The sequence below is a fragment of the Dorea longicatena genome (assembly GCF_025150085.1).
Taxonomy (GTDB): Bacteria; Bacillota; Clostridia; order Lachnospirales; family Lachnospiraceae; genus Dorea_A; species Dorea_A longicatena.
The window spans coordinates 2,449,001-2,462,914 of sequence record NZ_CP102280.1; the positions used below are offsets into that span (position 1 = coordinate 2,449,001).

Annotated in this window: 13 protein-coding genes and 1 riboswitch; all 13 genes read right to left on the bottom strand. The window is 41.1% G+C overall.

Features of this window, described 5'->3' with window-relative positions:
• Positions 1-67: 67 nt before the first annotated feature.
• A complete protein-coding gene (locus NQ508_RS11685) occupies positions 68-946 on the bottom strand; it encodes a LysR family transcriptional regulator (protein ID WP_006428266.1) in 879 nt (292 codons plus the stop codon).
• A 292-nt stretch (positions 947-1,238) separates the two neighbouring features.
• The gene (locus NQ508_RS11690) at positions 1,239-1,442 is read right to left on the bottom strand and encodes a hypothetical protein (protein WP_006428265.1); all 204 of its coding nucleotides are present in this window, start codon (positions 1,440-1,442) and stop codon (positions 1,239-1,241) included.
• Positions 1,443-1,669: 227 nt separating this feature from the next.
• A complete protein-coding gene (locus tag NQ508_RS11695; protein ID WP_006428263.1) occupies positions 1,670-2,689 on the bottom strand; it encodes a phospholipase D-like domain-containing protein in 1,020 nt (339 codons plus the stop codon).
• Positions 2,682-3,158, bottom strand: a complete 477-nt coding sequence (locus NQ508_RS11700; protein ID WP_155115995.1) for a hypothetical protein — start codon at positions 3,156-3,158, stop codon at positions 2,682-2,684. Before NQ508_RS11700 ends, NQ508_RS11695 begins: the two co-directional genes overlap by 8 nt.
• Complete coding sequence (locus NQ508_RS11705; RefSeq protein ID WP_006428260.1) at positions 3,125-3,412, bottom strand: DUF2804 family protein; 288 nt, start codon at positions 3,410-3,412, stop codon at positions 3,125-3,127. Before NQ508_RS11705 ends, NQ508_RS11700 begins: the two co-directional genes overlap by 34 nt.
• Positions 3,413-3,495: 83 nt before the next feature.
• Positions 3,496-3,825: a YqfO family protein gene (locus tag NQ508_RS11710; RefSeq protein WP_006428259.1), complete on the bottom strand. Its 330-nt coding sequence runs from the start codon at positions 3,823-3,825 to the stop codon at positions 3,496-3,498.
• 47 nt (positions 3,826-3,872) lie between these two features.
• On the bottom strand, positions 3,873-4,526 hold the full coding sequence (locus tag NQ508_RS11715; RefSeq protein WP_044920337.1) for an SDR family NAD(P)-dependent oxidoreductase: 654 nt from the start codon (positions 4,524-4,526) through the stop codon (positions 3,873-3,875).
• A gap of 107 nt (positions 4,527-4,633) precedes the next feature.
• On the bottom strand, positions 4,634-5,197 hold the full coding sequence (locus NQ508_RS11720; protein ID WP_006428257.1) for an ECF transporter S component: 564 nt from the start codon (positions 5,195-5,197) through the stop codon (positions 4,634-4,636).
• A gap of 17 nt (positions 5,198-5,214) precedes the next feature.
• Entirely contained in the window at positions 5,215-6,189 is a 975-nt protein-coding gene (locus NQ508_RS11725; protein ID WP_044920432.1) for a nucleoside hydrolase, read from the bottom strand.
• A gap of 92 nt (positions 6,190-6,281) precedes the next feature.
• A riboswitch (PreQ1 riboswitch) is annotated at positions 6,282-6,326 on the bottom strand.
• Between the two features lie 200 nt (positions 6,327-6,526).
• Positions 6,527-8,593: an efflux RND transporter permease subunit gene (locus NQ508_RS11730; protein ID WP_044920431.1), complete on the bottom strand. Its 2,067-nt coding sequence runs from the start codon at positions 8,591-8,593 to the stop codon at positions 6,527-6,529.
• Positions 8,594-8,759: 166 nt separating this feature from the next.
• Positions 8,760-11,021, bottom strand: coding sequence for an ATP-dependent helicase (locus NQ508_RS11735; RefSeq protein ID WP_242654781.1), 2,262 nt, complete (start codon positions 11,019-11,021; stop codon positions 8,760-8,762).
• Entirely contained in the window at positions 11,000-12,379 is a 1,380-nt protein-coding gene (locus NQ508_RS11740; protein ID WP_006428252.1) for an MATE family efflux transporter, read from the bottom strand. Before NQ508_RS11740 ends, NQ508_RS11735 begins: the two co-directional genes overlap by 22 nt.
• Positions 12,380-13,864, bottom strand: a complete 1,485-nt coding sequence (locus tag NQ508_RS11745; protein WP_006428251.1) for an AAA family ATPase — start codon at positions 13,862-13,864, stop codon at positions 12,380-12,382. It lies immediately after the preceding gene.
• Between the last annotated feature and the right edge of the window lie 50 nt (positions 13,865-13,914).

A 13,914-nucleotide genomic window follows, 5' to 3' on the forward strand; every position in this document is an offset into this window, starting at 1 on the left:
TTCATCTTACACATCTATTTTAAGCTCTATCGCTTCATTATGTCTAATGCTTATATTGAATTTTGTTTTATGCCTGGAAAGCATTAATCTCCTCGATCATTTTACGGACTGCCAAAGAATATGGGATATTCCGTCGCCAGGCAATCACAGTGCTTGTCGTGATTTCAGGAGAAATTCTTCGCTGTACAAGAATATCCTCTCGCCAATACTTTGCAGCACCTTCGATTGATATTGGATAGCCCAGTCCATTTGCCGCCATGACTCCGGCATTGGTTCCGAGATTACTTGTAAAAGCAATCTGAAGTTTTGAATAGTCTTTTCCAAACCAATTGGCAAGTTCACTTTGAACACTCACTCTTTCGGGCAGTATCAATGGTTTTCCTATGAGATCTTCTTTTTTTATAAACTCTTTTTCTGCCAGTGGATCATCTGGCCGCATTCCGACACACCAGTGATCACAATCTGTGATTCTGATATAATCCAGCCCTTCGGTGTCCACCGGCTCCATGAATAATGCAATATCTACAAGTCCTTTGTTCATCATCTCATACACTGCATCTGCTGTTGCAGTATGCAATACAATCTGAACCAGCGGATATTTTTCTTTATATGTTTTACATATCTTCGCCAATGTCTCCACTGCTGCAAATTCACCGCATCCAATGGTTATCGTGCTCTCTACAACCTCTTCTTTTCCTTTCAGTTCCTCAAGCGTCCTTTCCTCAAGATTAAGAATCTCCAAGGCACGCCTTTTTAATAAAATTCCTTCATCAGTGAGCGATATTTTCTTCCCGTTTCGAATAAATAATGTTATTCCCAGGTCCTCTTCAAATGCCGCCATTTGTCTGGATAGCGTTGGCTGGGTAATATGCAATTGTTCTGCTGCTTTTGTAAAACTCTGTTCTTTTGCTACTGTCAGAAAATAGCGTAATAATCTTAATTCCATATCTTTATATTCCTACAAATTTTTCTTGTAATCATTCTATCATATTGCGTCCCAAGCATCATCTATATTTACATGTAATATCTGCACAAAATACCGTGTGTTATTTTCGGGTTATTTTTCAACTGTCTATGCCTTCCAGGCCTTGATTTTACTGGCTTTTTGACGAAGCTTTCAAAGAGTGCCGTGGCAAATGAAAAGTACTTTAATCATAAAATTCTTCTGTTCTGAAATGCCCTATAATGCCGAGTTTTGCAAGGTTTTATCGGCTTTTTCGAGCATTGTATTTTTCTTGTTAATTACTACACTTTTTGCAAACCACTTCAAAATAGGGCAAGGTATACTTGCCTTCATGCTTTTCATTTACAAAAACATCGTCTTCCGATATGTAGAAATACTCCTGCATAGCTTTTCGAATAGAAACAAGAGTATCCTGCCTGCATTCTAGCAAATATCCCAATATTGGGTTATACAATTCTTGTATTCCAGGTATTCCCATTTTCCTTTCTCCTTTATTCTATCCAATAAACAAAACAAAAAATCTCTTAACTGTTCATAATAAAAAATTGTATAGAATGTTACTCCTATCATCTTTTTATTTTAATGCATTTTTATCCGTCCCCACTTGAACAAGTTCAGACTCAAATAATTCATATGGGCTTTTATTCAATTCGACAACAAGTCCATTGATTATTTTTATCAAATCATCTATCTCTCTTATTGTTTCTACCACCTCATATTTTTTTTCAATTCATCGGTCCAATATTCAGAAACATAATATTCCTGCTCCACTTCTTCACTTAACAAAATATATGGTGTGTCCTCGTCAATCCATGAGTCACAAGAATTAACACCCATTCTTTCCTTATGATACTCCTCATAATAATCCGCAAAAAACTCTATATCTTTTTCATATCCTGAATCAAATGCATCGTAGATCTGGCGACTTATATCCTCCATAACATTTTGCACTCCACATATATCTGATAATACAGTTTCCATTAGCTTTCCATCACAAGATTCAAGTTGCATAATAACTTCCTTCATCTTATTCAAGAGCATCATATATGTTTTCTTCATATTGTCTGCATTTTCAGCCCTATCCTCAAAATAATATATAAAGGTCTCAATATCCATTTTTAAATTTTCTAAGCCCTCAGCAATTGATAATATTTTCAATCTGATAGTATCGTATTCATCTGAATAATACCTAACGGCCACGATTTCATCAAAATATTTTTCATAAATCTCCTTTATAACAGACTTATCCCTTATAATCATACCTGCTTCATAATTTTGAACGCTATTATCAGAATAGTTTGCAGAACCAATATAAAGAACATTTTCCGTCCCAATTAACTTGGCATGATTTTTAAAGCAGACATACATTTCTACATCCTTTGACGAATATTGGCTTATATCAAATTGTTGCTTGATTTTACCCAATTCCATCACGATGGAGTCCTCTCTAAACTGGTTATGTTCATACTGACCATCAATCTTTGGATTCTTCAATCCGGGTAATGCAACAATAATACATAATTTTGTTTCAGGCGATAGTGTTTGTAATTCTCTCAGTTTAAGATTATTATTTCCATAACCTATTCTACTATATGTTAATATTCGGACTTCCTTAGCATTTGGAAAATCGTCAACGACCTGAGCAAATCCGTATTTTCCTTTTGTCCCTACAAACATTGCTGTTATCTCAGGTATTTCAACATTTATTTCAGCTTCATTATTCATAATAGTGATCCTTCTGTATACTAAATACAACCTTTATAACATCAGTTAACTGCTGCCTTGTTCTATCTTCGTCCTCTTCAAATATAAACGGCATTCTTATAAAATGAACATTTATATCTCCGCTAGGACTTTCACTCACCGCCACAGGAAATTCTTTCTCTTTTTCCTCGTACCTGTACATTGGGTAAAGCAAATAAACATCTTGAATATCACGCTTTCTCGCATATTCAAGGACTTGGTATAAATCACCTTGTTTATTGTTAATGATTGTTTTGGATACTGATACATAAAATAATCCACAAATAAAAAGTCCCACCGGGTTGCGCATAAAAATCAGAGGCGTGGTGGGTTCTGTTAACATTATTGTACAGCATTCAATGTTACTGTCAAGATTTCTTTTGTAAAAAATCGGCAACTTCCCATTGTTCCTTAAAATTATGCCAGCATTCTTGTCTCCGTATGTTCCCACGGTTCTCCCGAAAAATCAAGCAGAGACACAGGCTGCAATCCCACATAACCGTCATCTGAAAGTGTAAATGCCACAGCACAATCATCACCCACTACAAGATAATAGTCCCATTCTTTGATCCGGAACTTTGGTGCTTTGATCTGTGTTCTTGAATATTGCTGCAACTGCTTTCTCGACCAGCCCGGCTCCGCAATATTGCCATATTCATCTAAAAGCTGCTGACTTTTTATAACTTCATGATTTCTTTCTGACATATGCGTTCTCCTCCTTCCAAGGCGCATTGAAGTGCTGTAACCACAAAAATTAGCATCAACGGCTTTACTTATATACTCCAGACTTAAAAGCTTGTTCTCCACAGTGGTATCACATTGATCACCGGTTCTTCATACGGATGTACTTTCTTCACGGCTTCAATTGTCTTATCAACATTTTCTGTATACACGGTTACTTCCACCTTCAACTCCGGTTCGCAGCTGATCTCACCGTTGGTTCCGATATACGGATCACATCCGTCAAGCGGACGCCAGTAACCCGTTACCGGACTTACCGACATGCACGAATCATAGTTCCCGATATGTCCCGCATCAACCTCCTGCAGTGCTTTCTGCACAACTTCCAGATGCGTCGGCGGGAGAAATATTTCTAATTTACAGTATTTAAACTCCATGTTCTATACCTCTTTTCTACACCGTTCTCTATGGTTTTATCTAATTTCTACTCCGGCCATATAAAATTACTGTTTCCTGCTTCCAGTCCATCGATCAGAATATTCTGGCCTGTGCAAAATCTGTTTTGCACCGCCATAAAATAAATCCATTCTGCAGCTTCTTCCACACTCATCCAGCGTTTTAAAGGAGTCAGATCCATGATCGCATTCCACAGTTTTTCATCTTCCATCACCGGTTTATTTAACTCTGTCATCACTCCGCCGAAATCCAGACTGTTGCAGGTCGCCTGATACGGAGCAATTCTCATCGCAACATTTTTGGTATATGAAAGGATCCCACCTTTACTTGCCGCATATTCCGGGAATTCAGATCCGGTATGGCCGCTTGCAGATCCAATCATGATCACAGATCGGATCTCCGGCTGTACTGCGTAATGTTCTGTGACCGCAATGGTTCCTTTCAGATTGATATCAATATCATCTTCATTTTGTACACCTGCGTTGTTGATCACGATCTGCATGGGCGGAAGTTCTGGATACATCTCTTTATCACGGATGTCCAGACAATAATGCTTATAATCCGGATGTTCTATTGTAGATTCTCTCCGGTCAAATCCATAAACTTTATGTCCTTTTTTCAGAAAATATTTCGCACACCCTTTTCCAATTCCGGAGCTTGTACCTGTTATCAATACATTCACTTTCTACCTTCTCCTCTATAAGTTCTCTTTTTAATTTCTCTATAAATTTTCCTCTATATAATCGCCTTTATGAACTTTTCTCTACAAATTTTCCTTATAAGGTCACCTTATAATCTCTCCATCATATTCCTTGGCAGTGCCTTTGTAAGCGCGCTTACCACGAACAGACAGATCACACGGTCAATATAATCTGTAAAGAACTGAACCACAAAGCATGCTCCTACCATTCCCATCGGGGTTTTGGCAAGAAGCTGCACCAGAACCGTAGAACCTGATGATGTAATCCCGCCAAATAAGAATGCCGTAATGCAGGAACTTACAATGGTTGACGGTAATGTAATTACCAGCGCTGCTACAAATATCCACCATTTTTTCGGCTTATATTTCTGATATACCAGACCTGTCACCAGACCAAGAATGATACCGACAGGTGCATAGTATAAAGAATATACGTCAACCGTCATTCCCATGAACAGACCACTGATCACATTCGGAAGCATTCCATAAATCGGGCCTAATGTGGATGCAATGAATACGGTTCCGATACTGTCCAGATAAATTGGAAGCTTCAGAAATAATGCGATCTGTCCTCCAACCAGGTTAATGCAGATTGCAAATGCAACGATGCAGATTTTGTATGTTGATACTCTATATGTTGATGTTTTTTTCATGACTTACTTCTCCTCGCTTATAACATATTTTTCAAAATATCCAGACTCTCCGGTTCTACTTCCTGTACTCTCGAAAGCATCATTTCGAAAAACCGGTATGTATCTACCTGTGTCAGTACCTTTGCATTCGGTTCTTTCCGGTAAAAATTCATCGAATCGACAACCGACTGCCCCAGTGATATCCCTTCTGTCTCAATCTGGACAAAGGACTCAAATCCTTCACAGATTGAAGGATCAATAAAATATGCTACAGCAAGAGGATCGTTGATCACACATCCGACGATGTGTTCCCACTGCCAGTGAAAATCAAAATAAAACTTTGTGATCTTCTTAATAAATACACCTCTTTTTGCATTTATCCGGCACATATACTCAAGAATCGTTGGTGTCAGAACAATTTCTCTCGTCACATCCAGACCGATCATATGGATCTTCCGTCCATTCTGATACATTGCATCATATACTTTCGCTGCCGCATCCGGATCACACCAGTAATTGTATTCCGCTACCGGCGAACAATTTCCATGGCTTTTGAACGTTCCGCCCATAGACACGAATTCTTCGATCTGATCAAACGCAACTCTGTCTTGTTCGAGCAATGTTGCAAGATTCGTCATCGGTCCAAGTGCTATTATGGAAATGTGTCCTTCTTTCAGCTTTGATGCAAGGAATTCTACTGCTCCCATCTCCTGACGAAATCCTTCTACTTCTGGTAAAAAGCTTTCACCAAGTCCATCTTCTCCATGCGTGTCAAGTGCGTTGACATACTCCCGGCGAAGCGGTTTTTCTGCACCTATATAGACAGGAACATCTAACCTGTCCATATGCTTCAGCACTTTTTTCGCATTTCCGAATCCCATCTCTACCGGACAGTTCCCGCATACAATGGTGATTCCAACTACCTCGAGTTCTTCCGACTGCAATGCCAGCATGATAGCCAGGCTGTCATCGATACCCGGATCACAGTCGATGATTACTTTTCTTTTTTCCATTTTTTCTTTCCCTTTCTCAACCATTCAAAAGGCAAAAAAATACTTTTGCTTACAGAACCCCCATAAACAAAAGTAATCATACATGTTATGTACTTTGCCTAGTTTTTTATACTGGGAGGTTTTCGAACCAGTTCAAGGCTATATTTTAGCATGTTTAAGCAATATTGACAATATATTTACAGATAATCTACAGGACTTGCCACCGGCCTTTTTCGAATGTATAACGACATACAGAAAACCTGCCACTGGCAGCTTTTCTTGCATACTTTAGTATCAAAAAGGACCGGCTGACCGGTCCTTTTCATTTGTTATATGCTAATATTCTTAAGTCCTTGTCTTACTTCGGTAAGAATCCCTTACTCGTCTTCACGATCACCTTATCAAATACCATGAACATCGACGGCAGTACAAAGATAACCACGATCATACTGATGATCGCACCTCTCGCCATCAGGATACACAGTGAGCTGATCATATCAATATTCGAATACAATCCGACACCGATCGTTGCTGCGAAGAAGCTCAGTGCACTTACCATGATCGACTGTGCCGATGCGCGGTGTGCAGTTGTGATCGCATCATATTTTTCTGCTCCGTGATTGCGTTCTCTCTTATATCTTGTCGTCATAAGGATCGCATAATCTACGGTAGATCCAAGCTGGATCGTACCGATAACAATCGATGCAACGAATGGCAGCTTCGTTCCTGTATAATATGGTATTCCCATATTTACAAAGATAGCAAATTCAATCACGCCAACCAGAATGATTGGAAGTGAAATGGACTTGAACAGTATTAATATGATCACAAAGATGATACCGATCGATACCACACTGACCGTCTTAAAATCTGTATCTGTAATGTCGATCAGATCTGCCGTCAGCGGTCCTTCACCGATCAGCATACCGCCTTTGTCATATTTGTGCAGAATCTTATTCAGTTCTTTAATCTGGGCATTCAGTTCATCCGATGCAACCTTATACTCAGAATTGACCAGAAGCAGCTGATACTTATCATTCTTCAGCATCTCGGTTACGGAATCCGGGATCATACTCTGCGGGATCGCCGGTCCGATCAGCGCGTCCAGGCCAAGTGCCCATTTGACACCATTCACATCATCCATCTTGTTGATCATCTTTGCCACATCTGCGGATTCAACCGAACTGTCCACGAGGATCATGTGTGTCGTGTTCATGTCATAATCTTCCTTCAGTTTTTCATTTGCAATGATACTCGGAAGATCCTTTGGAAGCGTCTCATCCAGATTGTAATAAACGGATGTATGATTATTTCCATAGATTGCCGGGAATAAAAGTACAAGGAAAATGATCACATAGATCATATACCGCTTTGTAACTTTATCCGATATTCTTCCGATGTCCGGAAGAAACGGCTTATGCATGGTCTTCGTGATCCATTTATCACAGCACAGGATCATGGATGGAAGGATTGTCACACAGGCGATCACGCCGAGGACGACACCTTTTACCATAACCACACCGATGTCCATACCAAGCGTAAATGTCATGAAGCACAATGCGATAAATCCGGCTACCGTTGTAACGGAACTTCCGATTACGGATGAAAATGTCTGGGATATCGCATGTGCCATTGCACGCTCTTTGTCTCCGTTATATCTTGCCTGCTGCTCCTCATAACTGTGCATCAGGAAAATGGAATAATCAAGTGTAACGCCAAGCTGCAGTACCGCCGCCAACGCTTTCGTAATATAGGAAATCTCTCCTAGGAAATAGTTACTTCCCAGATTATAAATGATCGCCATTCCGATACTCAGCATAAAAAGTAACGGGATAAAATACGAATCCATCGTAAGTCCTAATACGATCACCGCCAGAACAACTGCGATCAGTACATATAACGGTGTCTCTTTCTCAGCCAGGTTCTTCGTATCCGTAACAATTGCAGACATACCACTTAAGAAACACTGCTTTCCGGCCAGTTTACGGATCTCCCCGATTGCTTCCATCGTTCCGTCGGAAGAAGTACCCTCATCAAAGAAGATTGCCATCATCGTGCCCGTATCTGAATTGAATACTTCGTAGACATCTTTCGGCATCATGCTCTTCGGCATGCTGATATCTGCAAGTGAATCGTACCACAGAACCTTCTGCACATGATCTACTTTTTCGATCTTTGCTTTCAATGCCGATACATCTTTATCTTCCATTCCGTCCACGATAAACATTGAAAAAGCACCGGTTCCAAAGTCTTTTACCAGGATATCCTGACCCTGCATCGTCTCAATGTCTTCCGGTAAATATGTCAGCACATCATAATTGACTCTTGTATTCACATATCCAAGTCCCGCCGGAATCAAGAGTAAGATACTGATGATCAGTATCGGAATTCTGAACTTCACTACCTTTTTACCAAATGCAACCATATTCATAACCGCCCCTCCTTTTATGATCATTTTTTTACATCCTTTTTTATTTCTTCTTACTCTTATCAGCATTTTTGACCATTGGTCATTTTTGTACCTAATTGCAATATACATCAAAAAAGACCAACAGTCAATACAATTTTTGACTATTGGTCATTTTTTATTCTTATATTTCCAGCATCCCAAGTCTTGCCAGAACTTTCAGATCCATGTTCTTTACATTGTCTCCGAACTGGATACGGATGTGCTCACCTTCCATGTCTACAACGACGCCCTCACCGAATTTCTTATGCTTTACAACCATGCCTTCACCAAGTGCATCCGCAAGTTCCTGATAGCTTTTTCCAGGTTGCTTCTGAGATCCATGCCCGGTGCCATATCCATGATACATTCCATTTCCCTTTATGCCATATGTTCCCGCCGGACTATAATCTCCCCATTTTTTTATTCCTGCATATTCTTTTTGCTGATTCTCTCTCAGATTCCTCTTTCCCAGCAACTCACTGCAGAATTTGGACGGCTTATTCGTCGTAAATACATTCAGCTGATTCTTTGCTCTGGTCACACCTACATAGAAGAGTCTTCTTTCTTCCTCATAAGTTTCAAGTTCTTCCTTTGATGCCGTCCGCGGATTTGCCAGTACTTTTTCCGGCAATATCCCATCCATAACATCCAGAAGATAGACCGTATCATATTCCAGTCCTTTACTTGCATGCATGGTAGACAGAATAAACGGGCAATCCTTATCTGATACTTTTTCCTGAATGATCGTTCTCAGTTCTTCCAGTCGTTCCAGTAATTTTTCCGGAGATTCTACCCTGCTTCCGATCAACTTGACCGTCTCCAGCTTGTTGGCATTCATGCCCATTTTCTTCAGATAATCCTGATATCCCATATATGTCAGGATCTGATTGACAGCCTCATCCCCCGGCATATTTAAGATACGTACCATCTGCCGTTTCAGATTACGGATATTATCTTCCTGATATTTCTCCAGATTGCCGTATTTTAATGCCACATCCAGCACCTCCATATCTTTCTCCTGACTGATCTGTGCATATCTTAATGCATCTTTCTTGTTAAAGAACAATTTCAGCCGGTAATAGATCTGCATGAACAGTTCCGTATCTTTTGGATCCATTGCAAACCGGATGATATTCTGTACATCCAGAACCGTCCGGTGGGTAAAAAAGGAAAGGTCTGCATTCCGCATGCGATACGGAATATTCTTTCTTTCCAGCAGATCGATCAGTGGAATCGCACACTCATTATCCCTGTACAGAACTGCTGTCTCCGTCACCGAAGCATCTGCCCTGCCCCTATGTTCCTCCGATCCGCTCATGCCGGCCATTCCGGTCGTACATTCCTGTGCAGCTTTCATCAGATACACATACTGTGCTTTCCTCGATTTTAGAGAAATTTCCCGGATATCCGCTCCGGCTTCTCTTGCCGCTCTCATATGCTTCTCATGTCGGAGTGTATTCTTCTGAATGAATTTATCTGCCGCTTCTACAATCTTTGCATTTGAGCGGAAATTTTCTTCCATCAGAAGGACTTTTGCTCCCGAATGCTTCTTTTCAAATGACAGCAATGCCTCCGGATATGCCGCCCGGAATCCATAGATACTCTGGTCTTCATCTCCAACCATAAAAAGATTGCCTGTTCCGGCTGCCAGCAGCGCAATAATCGCATGCTGGATCTTTGATGTATCCTGCGCTTCATCCACACATATATATGGATATCTATTTTGAAAATATGCAAGCACACCCGGATCTTTTCGCAGAATATTATAGGCATACAACATCTGATCGTCATAATCCATCAGCTTCTGTTCTCGCATCTGCCTACAGTATTCACGGTAGATTCCTACAATCCGGATATCTGACTCTTCCTCTAATTTTTGAAGTTCTTCTTCGTTCAGCATCATATTTTTTATATATGTGATCAACGTTCTTACATTCTTAAGATCACTCTCCGTCGGATATCCCATGCCATGATCCTGACAGATTCTGATCAGCATCCCCGTCGTTGCCTTTTCATCCTTCACAAGTTCAAACGGTGTCTTTCCGATCCGTCTTCCGTAATACTGGATAATCCTTGCGCAGATTCCGTTGATCGTCCGAAATTCCAGTCGCTTTGCCATATCCTCGCCAAAACGGACTGCAAATCTTTCGGACATATCTTTTGTCGCTGCCACCGTATATGTAACCGTAAGTATTCTCTCCGGAGGAATATTCTTACAGTAGATCATATAACCAAGACGTGTCACCAGTACCGTGGTCTTTCCTGATCCGGGCACAGCAAGAAGCAGTACCGGCCCTTTTGTGCTCTGTACTGCTTCTTTTTGCTGTTGATTTAATTTTACCGAAAATGTTGTTTCAAATTCTTTCCATTCCATACTTCTTTTTATGTTAATTTGTGAATCCACTTATAGCTCCTAAACCGTAAAAATACCGGAATCCCCTTGAACAACTGATCTGACTGCACTGCAACCACAACCAGTTCCACCGGAAGTTTCCATACAAATGCCGCAAGAAAAGAAAGCGGCATAACGATTCCCCAAGTAGAGATCATATTCATATACATAGAGAATCTGGTATCTCCACCACCTTGAATTACACCTACCGATACCGGCATCTGATAAGACATTCCCACCATAACAACACTCATGATCATAATAAAATGATTTGCCAGTACTGCTGCCGTATCCGTTAATTTATACATAGACAAAAGTGGTCCTCTTAGTACAAATAACAAAGAAGCGAGTACTATACCGATCAGAACATCGATCACAGAAAGTGTCCTTCCATCGGATTTTACCCTTTCTATATCTCCCTCTCCGATATCTTTCCCGATCACAACGGCCGATGCCGATGATATAGCGATTACAATGACCTTCAGATACTGGAAAAATGTGCTGGATACAGAATTTGCGGCAATTGCATCCGCAGACAAATGCCCCAGAATCGCCGTCTGCATCGGTACCGAGATTGCCCAGATCATCCCTGAGCACATGATCGGAAACGCAACTTTGAAAAATGCTCCCCATATCTTTCTGTTCTCCGGCAGAAATATAGTTCTGAACAAATTAATGTCAAATAATCTGACTTTCGTATCTATCTTCCATATATATACTACGATGATCAGAAGCTCCAGCATCCTTGCTGTCAGTGTTCCGACTGCAGCTCCTTGGATTCCCATCTCCGGGAATCCAAAATGTCCAAAGATCAGAGTGTAATTAATACAACCGTTCGTGATCAACGACACTACCGATATAACAAACGAAATCTTCACTGTCTCCACACTTCTAAGCATGGCGATCAGCAGATTACTTATCATGAACAGTAAAAATGTCCATTTCAGAAGTCCAAGATACGCCTTTCCTTCGGCAATAATCTCCGGTGATGTCGTAAATATTCTCAAGAGCTGCTCCGGAATACGGGTGCATGCTGTCACGACTATTGCCCCGATCAGGACACTAAGCGCCAGTGCCACTCCCGTCATCTTACGAATCGCTCCTGTCTCCTGCTTTCCCCAGTACTGAGAACATATCGCTACCAGTGCATTTCCGATGGAAAGTGCCAGCTGATTCACAATAAAGAAGATCTGATTTACCGTCGCCGCACCGGACAGCGCATTCTGACTGTAACTTCCAAGCATAATATTATCTAACATATTCACGCTGTATGCCACCAGATTCTGAAGTGCTACGACCAGCATCAACCGGAAAAATGTCTTATAAAATTTTTTATCTCTTGTAAAAAATGTTGTTCTTGTAGTTTTCATTTATTTTAACAGATTTCTTACCATTTCTGCATCAAATGTAACAGACTTCACATGATCTACCTCGATCTGATACAGGGCATTTGCCGCAATATGCTCAGCTGCCTGCTCCAGATCACGGATTCCGGATGTATTCGAATATAATTCGATCACTTCGTCCAGACCTTCTTCACTCATGATGCACTCATCTTCCTTAAGGCTCATTCGCTTTAATACCTTCGGAAGTGCGAATTTGGAGAAGATCACTTTCTTCTCTTCCGGTGTATAATCCGGGATATCGATCACGGCGAAACGTGACATCAACGGTGCACTGATCTGAGACTTGTCATTAGCAGTCGCGATCGGGTATACACCTACCGTCGGAATCATACACTCGATATAGTTGTCTGTAAATCCAAGGTTATCCAGTAATGTCAGAAGTACATCGGCCGGATTGCCATTGCCTTTACCGGATGCTGCTTTATCCAGCTCGTTGATGATAAATACCAGATTCGATTCTCCGGCCATGGCAAATGCATCCATGATGATACCCGTCTTTGCATTGGCATAGATACGGGAACTTCCGGTTAACTGTTCCGGATCATTGATCGAACTCATATCCAGTGTTGTCCAAGGAAGCTTCAGGATACGTGCTACCGCATAGGCAATCTGGGATTTACCGGTTCCTGCAGGTCCTACTAACAGAAGTCCGTAAGCCGGTAATGTATGGGTACGGTTGATCTGGATGATCGTCTCGATGATTCTCTGTTTTACACGTTCCATTCCGTAAAGTTCTTCGTCAAGGATACGACGCGCTTCATCCGGATCGATTGCTTCAAAATAATTGCTCTTCCACTGTACATTCATCATAATGGAAAGTGCTCTCTGTGCATGGCGTCTTTCCTCCGGTGATACTTCGTGCGAACGTGCCACCGCAAGGTTACGTCTTGCCCACAGACGGATATTATCCGGAAGTGTTCTTCCCGCACAGTTCATGAAGTCCGTGATGCTCTGAAGACTGGTCAGCTTCATGTCATCTCCTGCCTCGTCTTCATCTTCGTCGTCCACCTCTTCTGCCGGTGCATTGCTTGCAAGCAGACGCTCGATCATAAACTGAAGGAATCCGTCTTCTGCAGATAATTTCGTACCGCCGCCAAATGCGATCTCGCGGATCTTATATACCGCATATCCTTCTTCTGTATTCTCCCCAGAGAGACGTACATTAATATGATTCTCTCCAAGCCATTTTAACAGGCTTACGAATCTTGCATCGATTTTTAAGATGTCTGCACTTACGGTTCCGTCTTCCTGCTGGAATTCGAAAGAGGTTCTCTTAATCGGGTTCGTAAATACACCGCAGGAATGATGATCCCACTGGCAGATCTTATTATCGAGAACCATCATTGGTTTCTCGGCTGTTGCTTCATTTTCATTCGAACGGATGACTGTATATGTACATTCCGCTGGTTTCTTTTCATCTGGTGTTGAATTAAAATCAAAAACTGGCATTGGTTTCTCCTTTTTGTATCTTTACTTTCTTTAATATCATTCTGTATTTT